The organism is Corynebacterium sp. MSK032, assembly GCF_030232065.1.
GTDB lineage: Bacteria > Actinomycetota > Actinomycetes > Mycobacteriales > Mycobacteriaceae > Corynebacterium > Corynebacterium jeikeium_D.
In genome coordinates this window covers 44,558-68,087 of sequence record NZ_JASPJR010000004.1, presented here as the reverse complement: position 1 = coordinate 68,087, position 23,530 = coordinate 44,558, and the positions used below count along the sequence as shown (strand labels likewise).

Annotated in this window: 19 protein-coding genes and 1 tRNA gene; 7 read left to right on the top strand and 13 right to left on the bottom strand. The window is 59.4% G+C overall.

Features of this window, described 5'->3' with window-relative positions:
* Positions 1-113 precede the first annotated feature (113 nt).
* Positions 114-1,001 carry a RecB family exonuclease gene (locus QP995_RS03515; protein WP_049170646.1) on the top strand — a complete coding sequence of 296 codons (888 nt, stop codon included), beginning with the start codon at positions 114-116 and terminating at the stop codon, positions 999-1,001.
* 178 nt (positions 1,002-1,179) lie between these two features.
* Here QP995_RS03515 and QP995_RS03510 read toward each other — a convergent pair whose 3' ends face one another.
* The 5 genes from QP995_RS03510 to QP995_RS03490 form a co-directional block, all read right to left on the bottom strand.
* Positions 1,180-2,493 carry an anaerobic C4-dicarboxylate transporter gene (locus QP995_RS03510; RefSeq protein ID WP_016422794.1) on the bottom strand — a complete coding sequence of 438 codons (1,314 nt, stop codon included), beginning with the start codon at positions 2,491-2,493 and terminating at the stop codon, positions 1,180-1,182.
* 39 nt (positions 2,494-2,532) lie between these two features.
* Positions 2,533-3,981: an aspartate ammonia-lyase gene (aspA, locus tag QP995_RS03505; RefSeq protein ID WP_070429707.1), complete on the bottom strand. Its 1,449-nt coding sequence runs from the start codon at positions 3,979-3,981 to the stop codon at positions 2,533-2,535.
* A 258-nt stretch (positions 3,982-4,239) separates the two neighbouring features.
* Positions 4,240-5,085: an ATP phosphoribosyltransferase gene (gene hisG / locus QP995_RS03500; RefSeq protein ID WP_016422792.1), complete on the bottom strand. Its 846-nt coding sequence runs from the start codon at positions 5,083-5,085 to the stop codon at positions 4,240-4,242.
* A gap of 14 nt (positions 5,086-5,099) precedes the next feature.
* Positions 5,100-5,363 carry a phosphoribosyl-ATP diphosphatase gene (locus tag QP995_RS03495; protein WP_005510825.1) on the bottom strand — a complete coding sequence of 88 codons (264 nt, stop codon included), beginning with the start codon at positions 5,361-5,363 and terminating at the stop codon, positions 5,100-5,102.
* Between the two features lie 22 nt (positions 5,364-5,385).
* Positions 5,386-6,069, bottom strand: a complete 684-nt coding sequence (locus QP995_RS03490; protein ID WP_083276364.1) for an HAD family hydrolase — start codon at positions 6,067-6,069, stop codon at positions 5,386-5,388.
* 155 nt (positions 6,070-6,224) lie between these two features.
* On the opposite strand from QP995_RS03490, the gene QP995_RS03485 reads away from it, so the two are divergent.
* A complete protein-coding gene (locus tag QP995_RS03485) occupies positions 6,225-7,130 on the top strand; it encodes a thioesterase family protein (protein ID WP_016422790.1) in 906 nt (301 codons plus the stop codon).
* 7 nt (positions 7,131-7,137) lie between these two features.
* Here the strand turns inward: QP995_RS03485 and metH are convergent, their stop codons facing one another.
* From metH to QP995_RS03465, 4 genes are read right to left on the bottom strand one after another with little or no spacing between them, the layout of a single operon-like run.
* Positions 7,138-10,797, bottom strand: coding sequence for a methionine synthase (gene metH, locus QP995_RS03480; RefSeq protein ID WP_070607768.1), 3,660 nt, complete (start codon positions 10,795-10,797; stop codon positions 7,138-7,140).
* A 49-nt stretch (positions 10,798-10,846) separates the two neighbouring features.
* Positions 10,847-11,254 carry a hypothetical protein gene (locus tag QP995_RS03475; RefSeq protein WP_150961253.1) on the bottom strand — a complete coding sequence of 136 codons (408 nt, stop codon included), beginning with the start codon at positions 11,252-11,254 and terminating at the stop codon, positions 10,847-10,849.
* Positions 11,255-11,256: 2 nt separating this feature from the next.
* Positions 11,257-12,612 (bottom strand): cysteine--1-D-myo-inosityl 2-amino-2-deoxy-alpha-D-glucopyranoside ligase, encoded by a 1,356-nt coding sequence (gene mshC / locus QP995_RS03470; RefSeq protein WP_070604591.1) that lies wholly within the window; start codon positions 12,610-12,612, stop codon positions 11,257-11,259.
* 18 nt (positions 12,613-12,630) lie between these two features.
* Positions 12,631-13,512: an undecaprenyl-diphosphate phosphatase gene (locus QP995_RS03465; RefSeq protein ID WP_150961268.1), complete on the bottom strand. Its 882-nt coding sequence runs from the start codon at positions 13,510-13,512 to the stop codon at positions 12,631-12,633.
* A gap of 132 nt (positions 13,513-13,644) precedes the next feature.
* On the opposite strand from QP995_RS03465, the gene QP995_RS03460 reads away from it, so the two are divergent.
* The 3 genes from QP995_RS03460 to QP995_RS03450 all read left to right on the top strand — a co-directional run bounded on the left by QP995_RS03460 (position 13,645) and on the right by QP995_RS03450 (position 16,953).
* Positions 13,645-14,580 (top strand): aldo/keto reductase, encoded by a 936-nt coding sequence (locus tag QP995_RS03460; RefSeq protein WP_016422785.1) that lies wholly within the window; start codon positions 13,645-13,647, stop codon positions 14,578-14,580.
* 108 nt (positions 14,581-14,688) lie between these two features.
* Entirely contained in the window at positions 14,689-15,852 is a 1,164-nt protein-coding gene (locus QP995_RS03455) for a hypothetical protein (protein WP_187403982.1), read from the top strand.
* Positions 15,853-16,953 (top strand): quinone-dependent dihydroorotate dehydrogenase, encoded by a 1,101-nt coding sequence (locus QP995_RS03450; protein WP_150961251.1) that lies wholly within the window; start codon positions 15,853-15,855, stop codon positions 16,951-16,953.
* 138 nt (positions 16,954-17,091) lie between these two features.
* Here QP995_RS03450 and QP995_RS03445 read toward each other — a convergent pair whose 3' ends face one another.
* On the bottom strand, positions 17,092-17,664 hold the full coding sequence (locus tag QP995_RS03445; protein WP_049170574.1) for a YbhB/YbcL family Raf kinase inhibitor-like protein: 573 nt from the start codon (positions 17,662-17,664) through the stop codon (positions 17,092-17,094).
* A gap of 226 nt (positions 17,665-17,890) precedes the next feature.
* Here QP995_RS03445 and QP995_RS03440 point away from each other — a divergent pair.
* Positions 17,891-17,976, top strand: a tRNA-Leu gene (locus QP995_RS03440).
* A gap of 77 nt (positions 17,977-18,053) precedes the next feature.
* Here the strand turns inward: QP995_RS03440 and cls are convergent.
* Positions 18,054-19,547, bottom strand: a complete 1,494-nt coding sequence (gene cls / locus QP995_RS03435) for a cardiolipin synthase (protein WP_070547124.1) — start codon at positions 19,545-19,547, stop codon at positions 18,054-18,056.
* A 186-nt stretch (positions 19,548-19,733) separates the two neighbouring features.
* On the opposite strand from cls, the gene QP995_RS03430 reads away from it, so the two are divergent.
* Positions 19,734-20,066, top strand: coding sequence for an ArsR/SmtB family transcription factor (locus QP995_RS03430; RefSeq protein ID WP_150961404.1), 333 nt, complete (start codon positions 19,734-19,736; stop codon positions 20,064-20,066).
* 60 nt (positions 20,067-20,126) lie between these two features.
* On the opposite strand, the gene meaB is transcribed toward QP995_RS03430, so the two are convergent.
* Positions 20,127-21,239, bottom strand: a complete 1,113-nt coding sequence (meaB, locus tag QP995_RS03425; protein ID WP_048734122.1) for a methylmalonyl Co-A mutase-associated GTPase MeaB — start codon at positions 21,237-21,239, stop codon at positions 20,127-20,129.
* Positions 21,240-21,305: 66 nt separating this feature from the next.
* A complete protein-coding gene (scpA, locus tag QP995_RS03420; protein ID WP_005510731.1) occupies positions 21,306-23,525 on the bottom strand; it encodes a methylmalonyl-CoA mutase in 2,220 nt (739 codons plus the stop codon).
* Positions 23,526-23,530 lie beyond the last annotated feature (5 nt).

Sequence of the window (23,530 nt, the reverse complement as noted above, 5' to 3'; positions counted from 1 at the left end):
TCCTTTTGGGGTTTGGTTGGGTCGGGTCATGTCGGGTTGGGTCTGGTTCGGTTTGGTTGGGTCGGGTCATGTCGGGTGCAGCCAAATCCGGGCGGTACTCTAACCTGGCTAGTATGCCCGACAATGCCCAAAGTTCTAAGTCAGCAGTTCAACCTTCCCGCCGCTCTAAGTTGGCGCTGTCGCCGTCGAGAGCTAATGACTACCGCCAGTGCCCGCTGAAGTACCGGTTCCGTGCGATTGACAAGATTCCGGAGCCGTCGACTGTCGCGCAGGTCAAGGGCACGTTGGTGCATGCTGTGCTCGAACAGATGCATGCCTGGCCCCGTGAAGAACGCACTTACCCCGCAGCGGTGAAACGGCTGAAGCCGACCTGGGAGGACATGCGTGCAAAGGACGAGGAACTGATTGAGCTAGTTCCGGAGGATGATTACTACGACTTCCTGGTCGAATGCCGCGGCCTGCTCAAGGGGTATTTCATGATGGAAAACCCCATGGGCTTCGATGCGGCCGAGATGGAAAAGTTCGTTCAGCTGGTTATCGATCCGGATGCGGATCAGACTGTGCCATTGTCAGTGCCACTTCGTGGTTTTATCGACCGCGTCGATATTGCCCCGACCGGTGAGGTCCGGATTGTCGACTACAAGACGGGCAAGAAGCCCTCTCCTCGCTTCCAGGATGAGGCGCTCTTCCAGATGCGGTTTTACGCGCTGGTGTGGTGGCGGCTCACCGGTCGTATCCCGGAACAGCTGCGGTTGATGTACCTGAAGGTTGCCGATGACCTGGTGCTGAGTCCCAACGCGACAGAATTAGAGGCCTTCCAAGCGGAGATTGCCGACTTGTGGTCGGCGATCGTGCGCGACGGTGAAAACGGTGACTTTGTACCGAAGAAGTCCAAGCTCTGCGGGTGGTGTTCTTTCCAGGAGATGTGCCCTGCCTATGGCGGGGTCACACCGGAGTACCCCGGTTGGCCGGGTGCTGTCGGCGATGGCGGCACTGAGTAAAAGCTGCGGATGGGGTGGCTCTCGCGGCGAACTTAGCTTTCGCGGGGTGCCACCGTCGGCGGTAACGGTGTCAGTACAAGTTACTGACTAGGTTTATGACAGGTGAATGGACTTAACCGCTTCGATTTTGTCATAAACCTAGTCAGTTTCTCTATGCGGTGTTCTAGGTAGCCCCCCACTACAGCAGTGCGCTGCCGAAGGCGAAACCGAACGCGACGGACAGGGCAATACATAAGGTGCCTGGGATGATGAACGAGTGGTTAAACACGTATTTGCCAATTCGGGTTGTGCCAGTGTCGTCCATCTCCACCGCGGCAAGGAGCGTCGGGTAAGTAGGCAGTACGAATAGCGCGGAAGTCGCTGCGAAGGAAGCAATCGCAGTGATGGGAGAAACTCCCACCGCGAGTGCAGCGGGCATGATGGCCTTTGCCGTGGCCGCCTGCGAGTACAGCAATGCGGCCGCAAAGAATAGCACGATTGCCAGCATCCACGGCATTGTGGTCAGTAGGCTGCCGGACGCGGCCTTAATGTCGTCGATGTAGTGGTTGATAATTGTGGTTCCCAGCCACGCCACACCGAGAACGCAGACGCTGGCGGACATGCCCGATTTGAACACCGGTGTGTTCAAAATGGTTGCCGCGTCCAACTTGCAGGCCAGCACGATAACAGTGGCGGCGGTCAACATGATTGACATGATCGCCTCGTTTCGTGGGAGCGTGGGGTCAGCGATGAGGCCGACCTGTTCAGTGCTGATGGTCGCGTAGACCATCACCGCGAGAATCGAGAGTAGGAAAATCGCCACGGACCACTTGGCCGACTTGGTTGGCACGTATTCGCTCATCTGGCCACGTGGCTTGGAGACTAACCCCTTTTCCAAGCGGCTTTGATACTCCGGATCGTCGTCAAGCTCTTTGCCTAGGTGATTCGTGACAAAGGCGGTCGGAAGGATGGCGAGGAACGTCGAAGGAATGACAATCGCCAGGAGTGTGAGATAACCAACGCCGCGGGGTTCCATGAGCGAAGCCATGAGCACCACAGCCGCTGAGATGGGTGATGCCGTAATCGCCAACTGAGATGCGATGACCGCCACGGACAGCGGACGGGACGGGCGAACGCCTCCCTCCTTGGATACTTCGGCGATAACTGGGAGGGTGGAAAATGCGGTGTGGCCGGTGCCGGCGAGCAGTGTCATCAGGTAGGTGACAACCGGGGCCCAGTAGGTGATGTGTCGCGGATTCTTGCGCAGCAACCGTTCGGCAATGTGGACGAGATAGTCCATGCCTCCGGCCTTCTGCATAGCGGCAATTGCCGCGATTACCGACATAATGATGCCGATGACATCGAACGGAATGTCGTCTTTGGTGACCGGAACCCCGGTGATGCCCAGCGCCAAAACGCCCAGCCCACCGGCGAACCCGATAGCAATTGAACCAAGACGCGCGCCAAGGAGGATCGCTGCTAGAACGATAGAGATTTGGACGGCAACTAACATGTGTATCTTCGAAAAGTCACTCGTTAGACTTGTTGCCGCTTAGGACAAATCGTCGAGGCGAGACTCCCCTGCCACATAGCGCTTACCCCGATATTCCGGGTGCATGAGGTTCTCGGTGCTCAGGACCTGGTTGAGCTCCTTCTCGTCCATCAGCCTGCGTTCGAGGACAATGTCCCGGACGGAGCGGCCGGTGCGAGCGGCTTCCTTGCCGACCATATCGCCCTCGTGGTGGCCAATGACCGGATTCAGGTAGGTCACGATACCGATGGAGTTTTCCACATAGCCGCGGCAGACTTCCGGGTTAGCGGTGATGCCGGTAATGCACTTGTCGCGCAGAGTATCGGTAGCGTTGCGCAGCAGTTCAATCGATTCGAAGAGGCATGCGCCGATGACAGGCTCCATCACGTTTAGCTGCAACTGACCGGCCTCGGCTGCCCAGGTCAGGGTCACGTCGTTGCCGAAGACCTTGAAGCAGGCCTGGTTCGCGACCTCCGGGATTACCGGGTTAACTTTTGCCGGCATAATCGAAGACCCAGCGGCGCGCTCCGGCAGGTTGATTTCATTCAGTCCTGCTCGTGGACCCGATGCCAGCAGGCGCAGGTCGTTGCACATCTTGGAAATCTTCATGGCCGCACGCTTCAGGGATGCATGCACGCTGACGTAGGCGCCGGTATCGCTGGTGGCTTCGATCAGGTCCTTCGCAGAGGTCACCTTAAAGCCACTGACCTCACGTAGTGCCTGGGTCACGGCCTCGCGGTAGCCTGCCGGCGCATTCACGCCGGTACCGATAGCGGTTGCTCCCAGGTTGATTTGCAGCAGGCGTGCCGACGCAGTTGCGATGGACTCCTGCTCTTCCTCAAGGTTGTGGGCAAATGCGTGGAAAGCCTGTCCCAGGGTCATTGGAACGGCATCCTGCAGCTGCGTGCGGCCCATTGTGATGATGTCGTTGAATTCATCACCCTTGGCGTGTAGAGCCTCAACCAGGGAGTCGAAGTGCTTCTGCAGGCTCAGCAGCGACATGTGGATGGCAAGACGGAAACCTGTTGGGTAGGCATCGTTGGTTGACTGGCACTGGTTGACATCATCGTTGGGGTGAATGACGTCGTATCGGCCCTTTTCCAGGCCGAGCAGTTCTAGAGCGAGGTTAGCGATGACCTCGTTGGTGTTCATGTTGAGACTGGTGCCAGCTCCACCCTGGAAGACATCGATTGGAAACTGATCCATGCAGCGTCCCTTTTCCAGGATTTCATCACATGCGGCGACGATGATGTCTGCAACATCGCTGGGCAGCGTGTGGACGCGCTGGTTGGCAATGGCCGTGGCCTTCTTCACCATCACCATGCCACGAATGAATTCGGGCACGTCGTTGATGGTCTTGGCTGAGATTTGGTAGTTGTCGATTGCGCGCAGGGTGTGGATGCCGTAGTAAGCCTCTGCCGGGACCTCCATAGAGCCAAGCAGGTCGACCTCGGTACGTGTTGCGGACATGTGGAAGCAATCCCTTCTAGCCTTTTAGCAGACCTAGTAGACGCAGCCTTGTGGGCCACATTTAGTGGCGATGATTGGTTGCACCGCCAAAACTACAGTGCTGGCGTATGTGCCGCATGTACAGGCATAAAGTTACTGCTTCGGTCCGGCTAACGCCGTGCGCACTCTTAGTGTCAATATTACTACCTACGCTAGCGTAGGTAAAGGGTGGATTCAGCTAGGAAGCTCCCACTGGATAGCGTGTAAGGTTCGCGTGACTTAAATACGCGCGATACGGATATTCGAAGCCAAGATCGCCTCGGCACCAATCTTTGCCAGTGCGTCCATGAGCGGGTTGGCCTCTGCCTTCGGAACTAGCGCGCGAACTGCTACCCAATCCTCGTTAGCCAGCGGCGACACGGTCGGGCCGGACAGCCCCGGGGTGAGCTTGGATGCCTCTTCCAGCGCGGACGCACGGATGTTGTAGTCAATCATCAAGTACGTCTTGGCATGCAGAATGCCGGTCATGCGACGCAGGAACACCTGCTGCTCCTCGGTGACCTCTACACCCTTGCGTCCGACAACAACTGCCTCAGAGCTGACCAAAACATCGCCGAATGGCTTCAATCCCTGCTTGCGCAGGGTGCGACCGGTGGAGACAACATCGGCGATAACGTCGGCAACTCCCAAGCGGATGGAAATCTCCACTGCACCATCAAGGCGAATGACGGTGGCGTTAATGCCACGAGCCTTCAGATCCTCGCGCACCAGATTCGGGTACGAGGTGGCAATGCGCTTGCCCTCCAGAGCTTCTACGGTCCACTCCTCATCGGCCGGAGCGGCGTAGCGGAAGGTCGAGGCGCCGAAGCCCAGATTCAGAACCTCATCGACCGGAGCCAGCGAGTCAGCGGCCAGGTCGCGGCCGGTGATGCCCAAATCCAGATGGCCGTTGCCAACGTAGATAGGAATATCCTTCGGGCGGAGGAAGAAAAACTCAATGTCGTTGGCTTCGTCGTGGATGGTCAGGCTCTTGGAGTCGCCTCGACCCGGGTAGCCAGCTTCCTTCAGGATTTCGACTGCCGCCTCGGACAGCGATCCCTTGTTGGGCACGGCAATACGCAGCATGGTGTTGATTTCTCCTACAGGTACTTGTAAACATCCTCGGGGCTCAGCCCGCGACCGACCATGACCACCTGCAGCCAGTACAACAGCTGCGAAATCTCCTCTGCGAGGGCTTCGTCAGATTCGTGCTCAGCTGCAAGCCAGACCTCACCGGCCTCTTCGACAATTTTCTTGCCCTGGAAATGCACACCAGCGTCCAGCGCCTTGACTGTGCCCGATCCCTCGGGGCGCGACTGTGCTTTTTCCTTCAGCTCTGCAAACAGGTCATCAAAGTTCTTCACCCGGTCTATTGTTCCATGTCGTCTACTCGCCCGCGAAAGCAGCCCGCAAAAAGCCCAAATTCGAGGTATCCAAATTGCCCGAAATGAAGCGCGCCGGGGGTACTAACGTCCCCACATCAGCCTGCGAAACGCTCACATCCGGCATTGGATTCCACACCACCGTGCATCCCGCAGCGAGTGCAGAGCGCACCCCCGTTGAGGAATCTTCGATAGCCAGGCAGTCCTCTGGCGCAAATCCGGCTAGCTCTGCGCCACGCAAGTACGGATCCGGTGCCGGTTTGCCGTTGGCCACCTCATCGCTACACACTGTTGCGGCGAAGTGCTGCTCCCCCATGACATCAATGCAGGGTTGCGCCACGTGCCGACGGGTATTGGTCACCAACACCACCGGAATGTCAGCAGCCCGGGCCTGGTCCAAAATCGCCGGCACACCCGGGCGCCACTCCACCCCATGTTCTAGAACCAATTCAGTGAAGCGACCTTCGACGAATTGGGAGCCCGAGGCAAACAGCTCGTCGTCAAGCGTGCGTCCCGCATGATCAGCACAAATCGACAGCGTGTCCCAGAGCGTGTTGCCGACGCACTGCATGCGCAACTCCGGAGTCAGGCGGCGGCCTACGAATTCCGAGAGGTCGTACGTGGCAATCTCCCACAGAGGTTCCGTGTTGATGAGGCTGCCGTCCATGTCCCACAAAATTGCTTTCACACCATGCGACTATGCCAGGCAATCAAGCATTTAGCGATTATGTCAGCAAAACCGTCGGATGAAGGTTTAGAGTTTCAGGAAGGAAAGTATGTTGCGGTGCTGCATGAAACCACCGCATGAACGTGTCCCGCGTGAATGAAAGGCATCGACTCGCTATGACAACCACTGAAGATTCGCTCGCCCAGGCTATCGACCAACCCGAGGCATATTTCATTCCGCTAGGGACGGTCACCGAAGGCGAGCTCAGCTACGAGCGCTTCATGCCCACCAGCTTCACTTATGGGGCGTGGGGGCCGTTTCAGCACGGTGCGCCGCCGTCGGCGCTGCTGACGCGCATGTTGGAGCGCCGCCGTCTGGAAAGCGAGGGGATGCGTATTACTCGCATCGCCGTGGATCTGTTGTCGGCTGTACCGTACACGGAGCTCCGCGCGCGCTCATGGGTCTCGCGCCCGGGGCGGCAGATCGCCAAGGTCGAAGCCGAATTGCTTGCCGACGTCAAGGGTGCCTGGCGGCCAGTTGCCACGGCGTCCGCATGGATGATGGCCACTGCGGATACGCGGGATATTGAGCGTGCATTCGACAAGCAGGTGCCCGGGCCCGAGGAATGCAGCGCCGAGTACATTCCGCTTACCGACGATTGGAGTGGCGGCTACATCGAATCAATTGAAGCCCGCGCCGGCGCGACGGAAGAGCTGGCCGAGACGCAAATTCACTGGGTTCGCGCGCAGTACCCAATCGTGCTCGGGGAGGAGCCGACTGCGGTGGAGCGAGTCATGCAGGTAGCTGATACCGCCAACGGTATCGGGGCCACGCTGAGCCCGCACCAGTGGGCGTTTATGAATACCGACTTAGTGGTTCACCTGCACCGACTCCCCCAGCTCGGCGCCTCGGAGAAGTCGGCGGAATCGGAGTTGCAGTCGGAAGACGGCGGCTGGGTGGGCATCGCCGCCCGCGGTTCCATTGGGCCGGACGGAATCGGCATGACCGCGGGCGAGCTCTACGATGTGCACGGCCCCATCGGCCGCAGCATGCAGACCTTGCTGGTGCGACCGCAGGGATAGCGCGAAGCTACACGTTAAAGTACTTCGCTTCCGGGTGGTAGAGCACGAACGCATCGGTGGACTGCTCTGGGTGCAGCTGGAGCTCCTCAGAGAGCTCCACGCCGATGCGCTCCGGCTGCAGCAGGTCAATCATGCCCTGACGGAAGGTCAGATCCGGGCAGGAACCATAGCCGAAGGAGTAACGAGCGCCACGGTACTTCAGGTCAAAGAAGTCCTGGGTATCGTCGGAGTCTTCCGCGCCAACACTTGTGCCGTCGGAGAACGCGAGCTCGGAGCGAATGCGCTGGTGCCAGTACTCGGCCAGCGCCTCGGTGAGCTGCACGCCGATACCGTGAACCTCCAGGTAGTCGCGGTATTCGTTCTTGGCGTAAATATCGTTGGCGAAGTCAGCGATGGGCTGTCCCATGGTCACCAGCTGGAACGGCATGACGTCGGTCTGTCCTGCGGCGATGGCATCTTCGCGCGAGCGAATGAAGTCAGCAATGCATAGGAAGCGACCACGCTGCTGGCGCGGGAAGGTCCAGGACACCACTGGCTCTGCCGCGGGGTCGGGCTGCTCCCCTTCCGCAGGTAGCGGCAGTACGTGTACGGTATCGCCCTCAGAAACTGCTGGGAAGTAGCCATAGACGACAGCCGCATGCTGGAGGATGTTCTCGGCGCGCAGGCGCTGCAGCCATGCGCGCAGGCGTGGACGACCATCGGATTCGACCAGTTCCTCGTAACTCGGCCCCTCGTCGCCGCGGGTGCCGCGCAGTCCCCACTGCCCCATGAACAGAGCGCGTTCGTCGAGGGTGGTCAGGTAGTCGTCGAGGGGCAGGCCCTTGACAATGCGGGTTCCCCAGAACGGCGGTGTCGCAACGGGGACATCAGCGGCGACATCGGAACGCTCCGGCACCTCGGGGGCTTCAGCAGCAGCCTTGGCGGCGCGCTGCGCGGCGATGCGCTTGGAGCGCTCACGGCGGGCGCGGCGAGCTTCCTTCTTCTCGCGGGCAGCAATGGCCTCTGGCGAATTCTCGTCTGGGCCGAGGCCCTTCTTAGCTGCCATCAGCTCGTCCATGATGCGCAGTCCTTCGAAGGCATCCCTGCCGTAGTAGACATCGCCGTGGTAGAGCTCGGACAGGTCGTCTTCCACGTAGCTACGCGTCAGCGCGGCGCCGCCGAGCAGTACTGGGAAGCGGGTGGCATCGCCGGCGGAGTTGATCTCCAGCAGGTTGTCCTTCATCACCACAGTGGACTTCACCAGCAGGCCGGACATGCCGATGGCGTCGACATCCAGTTCCTTGGCGGCGGACAGAATCGTAGCGATTGGCTGCTTAATGCCCAGGTTATGCACGGTGTAGCCGTTGTTGGAGAGAATAATCTCCACCAGGTTCTTGCCGATGTCGTGGACATCGCCCTTCACCGTGGCCAGCACAATCGAGCCCTTGGAGCCCGTGGCATCCTCGGCATCCATAAAGCCCTCGAGGTAGCCCACCGCGGCCTTCATCGTCTCGGCCGACTGCAGCACGAATGGCAGCTGCATCTGGCCAGAACCGAACAGGTCACCAACGGTCTGCATGCCACGCAGCAGGTCCTCGTTGACAATCGCCAGCGGTTCCTTTTCCTTCATGCCCTCATCGAGGTCAGCCTCGATACCCGTGCGCTCACCGTCGATGATGCGCTGCGCCAGGCGGTCGAACAGCGGCATGGCGGCGAGCTTTTCGGCCCGGGCGTCCTTCGCGTCAGCGGCGGAGACTCCTTCGAAGAGCTCCATGAATACCTGCAGTGGGTCGTACTCCCCGTCGGGGTGCCCCGCTTCACGACGGCGGTCGTACACCATATCGAGAGCGACTTCGCGCTGCTTGTCGTCGATCTTGTTCATCGGCAAGATCTTGGAGCTGTGGGCAATGGCGGAGTCCAGACCGGCCTCGATGCACTCGTTGAGGAACACCGAGTTGAGTACCTGGCGAGCCGCCGGGTTCAGACCGAAGGAAATGTTGGACAGACCGAGCGTGGTGTGCACGTTCGGGTGGCGACGCTTAAGTTCGCGGATGGCTTCGATGGTTTCGATGCCGTCGCGGCGAGTTTCCTCCTGGCCAGTGGAAATCGGGAAAGTCAGACAGTCGACAATAATGTCCTGCTCGCGCAGTCCCCACGTGCCGGTGATGTCGGCGATGAGACGCTCGGCGATCTCAATCTTCTTGTCCTTTGTACGCGCCTGACCTTCTTCGTCGATAGTCAAAGCGACCACGGCAGCACCGTGCTCAACAACCTGGCGCATAATGCGCTGGTAGCGCGAGTCCGGGCCATCGCCGTCTTCAAAGTTCACAGAGTTGACCGCGCAGCGACCACCGAGGTGCTCCAGGCCAGTCTTCAAAACTTCCGGTTCCGTGGAGTCCAGCATGACCGGCAACGTCACCGAGGTGGCGATCTGCGATGCCAGGGTTGCCATGTCATCGCGACCGTCGCGCCCCACGTAGTCCACACACAGGTCGATCATGTGTGCGCCATCGGTGACCTGACCGCGGGCGGTGTTTAGGCACTTCTCCCAGTCGCCGGCCAGCATGGCCTCGCGGAAAGCCTTGGAACCGTTGGCGTTGGTGCGCTCACCAATCATGGTGATGCCGGTTGTCTGCGTCAGCGGGGTTGCCGAGTACAGAGAAGCGACCTCATCGATTGGCTTTGCATTCGGATCCGTCGATGGGCGTGCTGCCTGAACAGCAGGGCCCTGCTCGGCGTAGGCGCCTGCACCGGTAATAGCATCGCGCACAGCGGAAACATGCTCCGGTGTGGTACCACAGCAGCCACCGACCATCGCCAGGCCAAACTCTTCAACAAAGCCGCGCAGCGCTGTGGCTAGCTCTGGTGCGGTCAGCGGGTAGGTCGCACCGTTCTTACCCAGCACTGGCAGGCCCGCATTCGGCATCACCGATACAGGAATGGAGGCGAAGTTGGACAGGTAGCGCAGGTGCTCGCTCATCTCGTCCGGACCCGTTGCACAGTTCAGACCAATCATGTCGATCCCCAGCGGCTGCAGCGCTGCCAGGGCTGCACCAATCTCCGAGCCCATCAGCATGGTGCCTGTGGTCTCGACGGTCACGTGGACGACGATCGGAATCTTCTTGTCAGCCTGTCGCATGGCGGCCTTGACGCCGTTGACGGCCGCCTTTACCTGCAGCAAGTCCTGACAGGTCTCAATCAAAAACGCATCCGCGCCACCGGAAATCATGCCGAGTCCGGCCTCCGTGTATGCGTCGCGAAGCTGAGCGTACGGAGCGTGCCCCAACGATGGCAGCTTCGTGCCCGGGCCCAGCGAACCGAGGACAAAGCGTCGCATACCCTCGCGCCCCGGCCCCATTTCGTCAGCGACCTTGCGGGCGATTGCGGTGCCCTTGTGCGCTAGCTCCTGGATACGGTCTTCAATGTCGTAATCCGCGAGGTTCGGGAAGTTGCAGCCGAAGGTATTGGTTTCCACCAGGTCGGCGCCGGCCTCGAAATAACGCCGGTGAATCGTCTCGATGATGTCGGGACGAGTGTCATTGAGAATCTCATTACAGCCCTCGTAGCCGAGGAAGTCCGCGTCAACGTCGAGGTCAAAAGACTGCAGCTGGGTACCCATGGCGCCATCGCCAATGAGTACACGGCTGTGCAGTGCGGTGAGGAACTCGGAAGAGTGGCGATCAGTCATGAATAGACACCTTAGTCTACTTTCATAACCGCGCCGTTAATCGGGCTGGTTATTCCATCTCAAAGTAGCTTTCCGCCTTCACCGCAGGCAGGTCCAAACCGACAGCCTTCGTTGCGGAATTGATAATCGCGAGAATCTCGTCGAGCTCCTCATCAAAAATCGAGCCACCGTGCTCATGCTCAATCGCAGCCACGCGCTGTAGGCAGTTCTCTACCGCCTGCGTTGCGGCTTCTTCTCGCTTATCGACGGCCAGTTCCGCCGCCTGATCAATACCAGCGGCGGCCTCACGGAGGGCTTCCCCGACCTGGTCGGCTACCGATTCGTCAAAAAGTGGCTCCCAGAACTCGCGTTCCTCGGGCTGCAGGTAGCTGCCGGTGGCAAACATGCGCAAATCGGCAACTAGCTTATCGATGTTCTCTTGCGTTACTTCGACAACAGACAGATCTGAGTTGCTCATGCTCAAATTTTAACGCCAAGCAGCGCGTCCAGCGCGGCGGCAACGAATTCTCCGGCACCCGCTGCGCCGGTTACTGTGCCAGCATCTGCCTTGTTGCTGGTATCCGAGGACCACTCCGCAGCCCAGGCATCGATAGCGGCCAGAGCAGCCGGCGTATCCAGGTCATTGGCCAGGCTTGCGCGCACATCGGCAACCAGTGCCGCTGCTGCGCTCACAGCCTTCTCATCGGTGGCAGTCTTTGTAGTTGCGCAAGCCGCACGCCAGGCCTCGTGACGTGCCTTGGCCGCCTCCAGCACCTCGTCCGACCAATCGCGATCAGAGCGGTAATGGCTGGCGAAGACGCCAATGCGAATAGCACTCGGGTCGACGCCGGCGGCCACCAGCTTGGAGACAAACACCAGGTTGCCCAGCGACTTGGACATCTTCACGCCATCGAGCGCAATCATGCCAGCGTGAACATAATGGCGCGCCATACGTGCACAGCCAGTAGCGGCTTCAGCGTGAGCCGCCGAGAACTCGTGGTGCGGGAACGCGAGATCCGAGCCACCGCCCTGAATGTCGAAGCTCTTACCCAGGCGGTTGGTGGCAATCGCCGAGCACTCAATGTGCCAACCCGGCCGGCCCGCACCGAAAGGAGCCTCCCAGCTTGGCTCCCCGGGGCGAGCGGCACGCCACACCAGCGCGTCCAGTGGGTCCTCCTTGCCCGGGCGATCCGGGTCGCCACCGCGCTCCGCAAAGAACTCCGCCATCTGCTCTGCCGAGTAATTGGACTCGTAACCAAAGTTCTCAGTGGCACTCTTGCGGAAGTACACATCCGGGTACTCGTCATCGGTGAGCTGGTAGGCCGAGCCATTCTCCAGCAGCTTCTCGACCATTTCCACGACCTCGCCCACGGACTCAATGGCGCCGATGTAGTCGCGCGGTGGAATCACCGACAGGTTTTCCATATCCGAGCGAAACAAATCAATCTGCGAGGTGCCCAGCTCGCGCCAGTCCACCCCATCGCGCTCCGCACGTTCGAACAACGGGTCATCGACATCGGTGATGTTCTGCACGTAATGCACCGAGTGTCCATTATCCAGCAGCTGACGGTAAATCAGATCAAAGGTGAGGTAGGTTGCTGCGTGCCCCAGGTGCGTGGCGTCATAGGGTGTGATGCCACACACGTACATGGTCGCCTCCGGTCCCGCTTCCACCTGGGAGACCTTCTGATCCGCGGTGTCGTAGAGGCGTAGGGGTACCGATGTTGAGCTTTCGTCGTCAAGCGAATGCGCCTTACCTGTATTGCTGGCGCGGTTGAACACATCGAAACGCGCATCGCCGAGACTGGGAACCTGTGGTTGGGGCCACGAATGCATTAAATACTCACTACCTCACTAAACAGCGTTGATCGTGCCGAAGCCGAGCAACACCATAACAATCAAACCGACCGGGATGCGGTACGCGGCGAACCAAGCGAAGGAGTGGTTCGACACGAACTTCAGCAGCCATGCAATAGACGCATAGCCGACGACGAAGGCAATCAGCGTACCGATGGCCAATTGCGCTCCACTAGCGGCCTGTCCCGCCGCAGGGTCAAACGCGTCTGGAAGCGAAAAAATTCCAGCAGCGAAAACAGCGGGGATAGCCAGCAGGAAGGAAAAGCGCGTTGCAACCTCTCGGTCCAAGTGCAAGAACAGGCCGGCAGACACCGTACCGCCCGAGCGCGACACACCCGGAATGAGCGCCAGGCACTGCGCGAAACCCATGACGATGGCATCTCGCATGGTCAGCTCTTCATAGTTGCGCTCACGACGGCCGAACTCCTCTGCGGCGATAAAGACAAAGGAGAAAAGCACCAACACAGCGGCTGTAATCCAGAGATTGCGCAGGTTATCGCGGATGAGGTCCTTCCCCAGCACACCGATGATGGCAATCGGCAGCGTACCGACAATCACCATCCAACCCATGCGGTAGTTGAAACCGCGGGCTTCCTTATTGAACAGACCGGCAAACCAGCCAGTGAGGATCTGCCAGATGTCCTTGGCGAAGAACACCAACACAGCCAATTCGGTGCCAAGCTGCACCACAGCGGTGAAGGATGCACCGGCGTCCTGGCCCCACAGCAGCTCGGAGACAATCCGAAGGTGCCCCGAGGAACTCACCGGGAGAAATTCCGTCAGACCTTGCACTACGGACAGGATGATTGTCTGCGCCCAGGTCATACCGGTGCCGGCGGTATCGGCAGCGGTATCTGCTGAGGCGCTTAGTGTCGTCATGATAGTCACGGGTGTATAGGCTACTCGTCCGGTTTGTGTTGTGGCTATAGCGAGGTTTCGGTGCGGCGATAGCGAGACCTCTCCCGCGGAACTTTTCCCGCGACCGCACACGGGTGTCCTAAAGTAAAAATCGTGCAACAACGAATTCTGGGCAACAGCGGTTTACGCGTCTCCGCCTTGGGGCTGGGTACGGCCACCTGGGGTGCGGGTACCAGGCAAGACGAAGCCGGACGCATCCTGACGGACTTCCTCGACGCCGGAGGCAACCTTGTCGACGCTTCCCCACTCCACGGCGGCGACACTGTTGCCGACATGCTGGGTGCAGTCATCGCAAAGCGCGGTGTCGCCGACGAATTGGTGCTCTCGGTCGCATCTGGCATACACCCCGAGCGGCCCGTCGGCAGGCGCGTGGACTGCTCGCGTAAGACACTGCAAAAGGACCTCGACGATACGCTCGCACGCCTCGGCGTCGAACACATTGATCTGTGGTCGCCCGGCTACTGGGATGGGCTGACCCCACCGGAAGAGGTCGCCGATACCCTGGAATGGGCTGTGCTCACGGGGAAAGTACGTTACGCCGGAGTGCGTGGATACAGCGGTTGGCAGGCGGCGGTGACGCATGCCGCCGCGGATCGAATCGCTCCGGTGTTCGCACAGCATGAGTACTCGCTGCTCCAGCGAAGCCCTGAGGCTGAACTACTGCCCGCCTGTGAGCATTTGGGGCTCGGCTTTATCGGTGGCGCCCCACTGGCCCAAGGCGTTTTGACCGCCAAATACCAGCACATCATTCCCGAGGACTCCCGCGCTGCTTCCGAACACGCCGACGCAGAGGTACAGGACTATCTCGACACGCGCGGCGTCACGGTTGCAGGCGCGCTGACCACCGCAGCCAAGGGGCTCGGCGTCAGTGCTGCCGTCGCAGCGATTTCCTGGGCACGCGATCGGCCGGGCGTCACCTCGATCCTCGTTGGCGCTCGAGACCGCGCTCAGCTACGCGAAAACCTCACCGCCGAACAACTCACGCTGCCACCGCAGATTTGCAACGCGCTTGACGACGTCACGCTGTAATCAGTAACCGCATTCTTATAAAGACTTATAAGGCACAACGAATGCGAGAGCCTCCCACGGCTGGAGGCGTCCACAAAGTAATCAGGCCGGGGTGGTAGTTTCTATAGCGTGAGTGAAAACAGTCGTCGACGTGTCATAACCTCCCTTCTAGCGGGGCTTTCCGCTAGCGCAGTGGTCCTGGCAGGGTGCTCCTCCGATGTGGAAGGAGACATCGATGCCGGAATGGGCAACGCCACGCCAGTGCCGGCCGCTTCACCCGCTGCTCCCGATACTGCTATCGGGAGGGCCAAGAAGATTGATGAGGGCGTTACCGATGCCGTGCTGGTCGGCGACCGAGTTGTCCTGAAGGCCGGGGACAAAATCTTTGCCGGTCCGCTGAATAACCCAATTGAGCGATCAATGAAGCTGGGCGCGAAGTGTGGTGAGCTCGCGCCGGGCGGCCCTAACGCTTTGCTGCCGTGTGAAGATGGCATCCACGTCATTACTGACCAGGCTACGGAAACGGCCGTTGTCGGCCGTGGCACCAACTACTCCGCCGCAGTTGGCCTGGAAGGCGGCCGCATCATCGGTGCCCATGCGGATAGCAATGTCGTCGATGTGTTCGGCGCTGATGGTGAGTTGGCCAGTGACTTCAAGGCTGCCAATAACGGGTCGCAGCTCGTTGAGATTCCCAAAGCGGACAATGACGCGGACGTCAAGCTGTTAGAGGTCAACCGTCCGGAGACTTCGGTGCATGAGCTCAAGCTCGATGAGTCCCGCGCTGGCTCTGCGCTGCGTGCGGGTATCGGCGTCGGCAAGGTAGCTTCCGGTGATCATGTCATTGCTGCCGCAGACACCAAGGGCAACCAGCTTCTTATTTACACTGCCACTGACGTCATTCGCCTCCACCAGGCAGCTCCGGCCCCGGAGGCTCCGTGGGCGGTAGCGGTCGATGAATCGCGCGGAATTGTCTGGGTGACTTCGACGAAGGTGAACAAGCTGACTGGCTACGACATCAGCTCGGGTACCCCAGTCAAGGTCGCGGACATCAACACGGTTGCAGATCCACAGTCGATTGTTGCCACCGAGGATGGCCAGATTGGCGTCTTCTCGGCTACCGGTGACGGGGCCCAGATTTTTGACTCCGCGGACGTCGATAAGGCAATTGCTGATTTCAAGCAGGATGCAGAGAAGATTCGTGAGGAGATGTCGGTTCGGGAACCAGCCGATAAACTACCGACCGGTGCAGGTGACACCAAGGGAGCAGACGACTCCGAGGGAGAGACTAAGTAGATGCCTTCGAAACTTCGCGCCAAGTCCTATCAACTCGCGCTAAAGGCAATGTTCCAGGTCCCACCGGAGCAGATTCACGAGGCCATCTCGAAGACCCTGAAGGGGCTGCAGAAGTCGGAGAGTCTACAGCGGGCGGTGAGCAAGTTACTCGTTGTTGACGATGCTGTGCTGCGTCAAACCGTGTTCGGCGTGGACTTCCCGCGTCCGCTGGGGCTCGCCGCGGGCTTCGACAAGGCTGCTATTGCTCCGGATTGCTGGGGGCCAATTGGTTTTGGCTACGCGGAACTGGGAACCGTGACTGCCAAGCCGCAGCCGGGCAACGATCGCCCGCGTCTGTTCCGTCTGAAGGAAGATCGCGCCATTTTGAACCGCATGGGTTTCAACAACCCCGGCGCCGCTGCTGTAGCGGAGAACTTGCGGGCGCGTCGCAGTGACGACGTGATTGGTATCAACATTGGTAAGACCAAGGTGACTCCGCTGGAAGAGGCCGTCGATGACTATCGAGAATCGGCTAGCCAGCTCGGCGGCTTGGCGGACTACGTTGTTGTCAACGTCTCCTCACCGAATACGCCGGGTCTGCGCGACCTTCAGGCAGTGGAGTCACTGCGCCCGATTCTGGCAGCGGTGACTGAGGAGACCGACTCGCCGGTGCTGGTCAAGATTGCTCCTGATCTCTCCGACGATGATGTCATCGCAGTTGCTGACTTGGCGGTTGACCTGGGGCTGGCGGGCATTGTGGCTACCAACACCACCATTTCTCGCGAGGGCCTGCGTACGCCCGCGGATGAGGTCGCGGAGATGGGGGCCGGTGGAGTCTCGGGTGCTCCTGTGGCAGCTCGGTCACTAGAGGCGCTGAAGCTGCTGCACGAGCGCGTCGGAGACAAACTAGTTCTCATCAGCGTCGGCGGCATAGAAACGGCTGAGCAAGCGTGGGAGCGGATTGCCAACGGCGCTTCCCTACTGCAGGGCTACACACCGTTGATTTATGGCGGTCCGGACTGGATTCGTGACATTCACCAAGGGTTGGCTCGCCAGATTCGAGCTCAGGGATTCTACTCCATTTCGGAGGCAGTCGGCTGTGGTCTGCCGTGGCGTGGTTAATTGCTGAAAGCCGTTGAGGCTTCCTAACCCAATAAACACGTGACCCCGGGGCCAGCGGCCATGAAGGCGCTGGCCCCGGGGTTTTCTGTATGAGTAGCGTGCCCGGTCGGTTGAGTTGCCCGTGTGGGCGTCGTATCCCTACTCCCCGACGTTCTCCCACCACGGCGTGATGATGGCACGCGCAATCGAGTGGAAGTACAGATTGAAGCCAAGCACGGTCGGCGTCGCATCTTCCGGAACTTCAAGCTTCTCCACGTCGACCGCGTGCACCGCATACATGTAACGGTGTGGGGCATGCTGCGCCGGTGGGTTAGCTCCGTAGTGACCACGCATGCCCGAGTCGCCGACAAGCTGGATAGCGCCTTCTGGCAGCTTAGAGCCGTCTTCGGAGCCAGCTCCCTGTGGCAGACCCTTTTCGGTCGCTGGAATGTTGAAGACAGCCCAGTGCCAGAAGCCCGAAGCGGTCGGAGCATCCGGATCGAAGCAGGTCACGGCAATGGACTTAGTGCCCTCCGGCAGATTTGCCCAATCCAGTTGTGGGGAAACATTCGACGGAGCGCGGAATTCATCCGCAATCTTCTCGCCGTCCTTGATATCTGGCGAGGACAGCTCGAAGGTTGGCAAATCCTTCAGCGGTGCGTACGGATCTGGTCCCGGGAAAACCGGAGCATTTGCAGTGTCGTTTGCGGTGTCGTTGGAATTCGTAGTCATAACTACCAGTGTGCCTACTTTATGAGCGCGCTGCAGGGACTTTACAAGACTCCCTATCTGCAGGGCCTGATTCTCAGTGCGAATCCAAGGCGGATGCGGGGCTAACACCGCTGATGTAATTACACCCAGGTTTGGCGCGCTAATGCCCCTCTGACCTGCCAATTTGTGTTTCATTATGTAGTCGGGATACAGTATCACAGGTCAGCACGGAAGTGCTTCCTACCCGGTCCGGGTGGCGGAATGGCAGACGCGCTAGCTTGAGGTGCTAGTGCCCTATTAACGGGCGTGGGGGTTCAAGTCCCCCTCCGGACACAAGATAAATCCCGAGAAACTGCAATTAGTGCAGCTCTCGGGATTTTTGCTTTGTCTGTCGGACCAATGGGACTGCCCTATTGCAGCGCCGAGGTCAAGCGGAAAACAGAGTCCAGGTAGCGCTGACGAAGGGGCCGGTCATTCCATTCCTCCTGGGTGAGCAGGAAAGATTTGTCGCGGTACTCGTCGGCAAGCATGATCAGTTTGTCCACGATGGAACCGGCGGCGGAAAGAAGCGTGATCTCGTAGTTGAGGCCGAACGAGCGCATATCCAGATTGGAGGAGCCGAACATGGCCATGCGGTCGTCGATAACCATGAACTTGGAGTGCAGGACCGCAGGCGCCGGATAGCGGTAGATCTTCACGCCAGCGGTTAGCAGTGCCTGGTAGTAGGACTGCTGCGCGTGGCCGACCATGAACTGATCGGACTCTTCGTTGACGTAGAGCTGGACGTCGATGCCTCCATATGCGGCAGAGGTCAGCGCCATGAGCATGGATTCGTCGGGGACGAAGTACGGGCTGACGGCGATAATCCGCTCGTGTGCCTGGTAGATCATGTTATTGAAGACGCGCAGGTTCGGCTCCGTGCTGAAGCCCGGACCCGACGGCAGCACCTGGACAACGTTGTAGTTGTCGTTGACTTCGGTGTTGTGGAGTGAATAGTCCCTGGTGGCGTCTGGGGTCTTGTATAGCTCGCTGGTCCAATCAACCGCGAAAATTGCGTCGAAGGCCAGCGCAATATCGCCCTCGAGCTCAATCCACGTGTCCACCCAGCGACGGCCGATCTTATGGTTCTTTTTCTTCTGATATTCGGGCTCAATCAAATTCTGCGAGCCCATGAATACAATGTCGCCGTCAACAACTACGAGCTTGCGGTGATTACGCAGATCCAGGCGGCGCCAGGTGAGCTTCAGCAAGCTCACGGGCAGCATCGGGTGCCAGGAGATTTTAGCCTGGTCCAGGCGCTTTTTCAGCTTGTAGTAGCCGGGGTACTTCCACGAACCAATTGGATCGACCAGTACCTTGACCTCTAGTCCCCTGTCGTGCGCGCGTTCAAGAGCCTGTATGAAAGGCTCCGTGCTGGAATCCAGTGCAAAGATGTAGGACTGCACGTGGATTGATTTCTGGGCCGCATCGATGGTCTCAATCATGCGGTCAATGGAGGCGTCGAATTCGGTGAAAAGTCCCTTTTCCGCGCTGGCAATTGCCGGCATTCCCGTGAGCTGGCGCGAGAGCTTGAATACGTTGACAACGTCATCTTCTATCTCGGCATCGTCCGGTACGTCGGGCAGATGCTCGGTACGTTCCGCAATGAGCTCCTGTGCCAGTGCCTGTACCTCATGCCGACGGCCCGTAATCTGCTGCGAGCCCAGGAAGAGGAACAGAGGTAGGCCGATAAATGGAATCAGCAGAATCAGCAGCAGCCACGCCGTCGAAGCCGATGGGCTTCGGTTTTCCGGCACCCATCCAATCGCGATGAACTTAATCGTGTAGTCGAGTGCGAAAAATAGTACTTGCCACCACGTTAAGTCCTCCACCAGCCACGGGAAGGTACCCATCAACCAATCCATGCAGATGATATTACTGAAGGAATTTTCAGTACCTTTGGTCGCGGCCCCTTAGGTGCACTCTCCCCTTTTCGTGACAGCCTATTGTGACATCTGAAATTGAATACTGGTATCAATACGTAGTAAGGTTCAACTCATTGAACATCGCAAGCGTTTGGTATGTCGACTTCGAAAGGACTACCCCTCCAAATGACTGAGAAGGCTCCTACGAGCACCGAGTTCGACGTTGCCACTAACGTACTGAAGTTGATGGCCGACAAGACGCGTCTCTCCATCCTGTCACTCCTTCGTGACGGGGAGATGACCGTCACCGCCATCGCTAGCGCGCTCGATCGCCCCGTCCCCGCGATTTCTCAACACCTGGCGAAGTTGCGCATGGCCAATATGGTGCAGACCCGCAAGGAGGGCACGTCTAGCTTCTACTCTCAGCCCGACGAGCACCTCACCAACCTGGTGATCAACGCTCTCCACTTCGCCGAACACACGCTCTACAGCGATCCGCCCCATCACCGCGGTCAGTAGGCGCACACGGATACGCCCGCTTTACTCGCTTTACGACGAAAACCCCGCGCCTTTCTGAACCTAGTTGGCGAGCCCGGCGTTCGATGCCCTTCCCTGGTCAAATGCCTCCATGATGCGCTGGGCGGCGAGCGTCGGTGTGAGCAGCCCCGAGCGGAGTTGTTTTTCCACCAGGGTGCTCTCTGTCTGCACAGCCTCGTTGGTGTTGAGCCGCTGCAAGAGCGTCTCGTGAACCATGGACCACATCCACTTAATCTGCTGGTTAGCGCGGTTTTCATCAAAGAGATGATTCTCGTGCATAGCCTCGACATGGTCTTCGATGGCTTGCCAGAACTTGTCGATGCCGTCGTCCTCCAATGCCGACATAGTCAGTACCGGTGGCGTCCAGACTTGGTCTGAGGAACGAACCATCTTCATGGCCGTCATCAGATCACGCGCAGCGCGCTTTGCCGGGCGCAAGTTCTTACCATCCGCCTTGTTGATAGAAATCACGTCGGCCATCTCCAGCACACCCTTCTTGATGCCCTGGAGCTGGTCACCAGCGCCGGCGAGTGCCAGAAACGCAAACGTATCCACCATCTGGGCCACCGCGACCTCGGACTGACCGACGCCGACAGTTTCGACGATGACAATGTCGTAGCCTGCGGCCTCGAGCACCACCATGGCCTCACGCGTTGCCTTGGCGACACCACCGAGTGTGCCCGCAGAGGGCGACGGACGAATGAAGGCTTCATCCGCGGCCGAGAGTCGGGACATACGGGTCTTGTCGCCCAGAATCGAACCACCGGACTTCGTCGACGACGGGTCGATGGCCAGCACTGCAACGCGGTGGCCCTCCTCGATCAGCTTCAGTCCGAGGGTTTCAATCGTGGTTGATTTACCGACGCCGGGGACGCCGGTAAGGCCGACACGCATGGCCTTGCCGGAAAATGGCAGCAACTTCACCAGTAGTTCCTGAGCCAGCACCTTATGCGCCGGAGCAGTCGACTCCAGCAGCGTGATTGCCCGGGCCAACTTAGTGCGGTTTCCAGCCCGCACGCCCTCAAAGAGGTCGTCGACATCGATCCGTCGTCGCGCACGGCGGACGACTTCGGGGGCTACAGCGGTCTTTCCCTCAACGACCGTGCCAGCGGTAGTGACGAGGGTGCCCAGGTTTTCTTCAAGATACTCGTTCATCGCTACTTCTCAATTCCGACAACGCGCTGAGCTGAACAGTCAGCCCAGCGCGGATGCGGTAGTTATTTAGGACTCTTCGTCAACGGCAAGGTCGAGGCCCAGCTCGTTAGAGAGCTTGGTCATCATGTCGATTGCCGAATCAGCGATGACAGTGCCCGGCGGGTAAATAGCCGCGGCGCCGGCATCGTAGAGTTCCTGGAAGTCGCCCGGTGGGATAACACCACCGACAACAATCATGATGTCCTCACGACCCAGTTTTGCCAGCTCATCGCGCAGGGCAGGAACGAGCGTCAGGTGTCCGGCGGCCAGCGAAGAAACACCGACGACGTGGACATCCGAGTCGACTGCCGACTTGGCGGCCTCCTCCGGAGTTTGGAACAGCGGTCCCACGTCAACGTCCATGCCGAGGTCCGCGTAGGCGGACGCGATGACCTTCTGGCCACGGTCGTGACCATCCTGGCCCATCTTGGCCAGGAAGATACGGGGACGGCGACCTTCCTGCTCTTCGAACTTATCGGCCATGGCGATGGCCTTGGAGACGTTGGACACGGCTCCCTCCTTGCCAACTTCGTCCTTGTAGACGCCGGAGAGAGTACGGATCTCGGCCTGATGGCGGCCAAAGACCTCTTCCATGGCGTCGGAGATTTCACCGATGGAGGCCATGGCGCGAGCACAGTCGACAGCGAGCTTCAAAAGGTTCTTGTCCAGGTCCCCCGGTTCACCCGGGTTACGGCAAGCGTCGGTCAGAGCGGCCAGTGCCTTCTGAACCTCTTCCTCGTCGCGCTCGGCGCGCAGGCGAGCCAGCTTGTCAATCTGCTCCTGGCGCACGCGGGAGTTCTCAACCTTGAGAACCTCGATGGCCTCGTCCTCTTCGACCTGGTACTTATTCACGCCGATGAGAGCCTGACGACCCGAGTCAATACGGGCCTGCGTACGAGCTGCAGCCTCTTCAATACGCAGCTTCGGAATGCCCTCGATGGTGGCCTGTGCCATACCGCCGGCCTCTTCGACCTCGTCGATGTGCTGGCGTGCACGCTTGACCAGCTCATTAGTCAGCCACTCGATGTAGTAGGAACCAGCCCACGGATCAACCGGACGCGTGGTGTTGGACTCCTGCTGAAGCAGCAGCTGAGTGTTACGAGCAATACGGGCTGAGAAGTCAGTCGGCAGTGCCAGAGCCTCGTCCAGTGCGTTGGTGTGCAGCGACTGGGTGTGGCCCTGTGTTGCGGCCATAGCCTCAACAGCAGTACGCGCGACGTTGTTGTAGACATCCTGAGCGGTCAGCGACCAACCAGAGGTCTGCGAGTGAGTACGCAGGGACTGGGACTTCGGGTTCTTCGGGCCAAACTTGCCAACCAGCTCGGACCAGAGGATGCGGCCTGCACGCAGCTTGGCGATCTCGGTGAAGGTGTTCATCGAGATGCCCCAGAAGAAGGACAGACGCGGAGCGAACTTATCAACTTCCAGGCCAGCGTCAATACCGGCCCGCAGGTACTCGATGCCGTCGGCAAGCGTGTAAGCGAGCTCAAGGTCGGCCGTCGCGCCCGCTTCCTGAATGTGGTAGCCGGAAATCGAAATCGAGTTGAACTTCGGCATCTTTGCCGAGGTGTACTCGAAGATCGAGGAGATGATTCGCATCGAAGGCTTCGGCGGGTAGATGTACGTGTTACGAACCATGAACTCCTTGAGAATGTCGTTCTGGATCGTACCGCGCAGCTGCTCGGTCGAAACGCCCTGCTCTTCAGCGGTGACAATGTAGAAGGCCAGAATCGGCAGCACAGCGCCGTTCATGGTCATAGACACCGAGACGCCGCCCAGGTCAATGCCCTGGAAGAGCTCACGCATGTCGTAAATCGAGTCAATTGCCACGCCGGCCATACCGACGTCGCCGGACACACGCGGGTTGTCCGAGTCGTAGCCACGGTGGGTAGCCAGGTCGAAAGCGACCGAAAGGCCCTTCTGGCCGGCCGCGAGGTTGCGGCGGTAGAAGGCATTGGACTCAGCTGCGGTGGAGAAGCCAGCGTACTGGCGAATAGTCCACGGTTGGTTGGTGTACATGGTCGGGTACGGCCCGCGCATGAATGGGGCGATACCCGGGAAAGAATCTACCGGGTGGCCCTCGGCAGCAGCGGCGTCGCGGTCAGCGCGATCGTAGACGCGCTTGACATCGATGCCCTCTGGAATGGTCCACACTTCACCAGCTTCCGCGGCAGCTGCCTTGTTGGTGGCAGCGGCTGCGTCGTCGGTGTTGCGGGAGATGTCAGCGAAATTTGGGATGGTGGTCATTACTT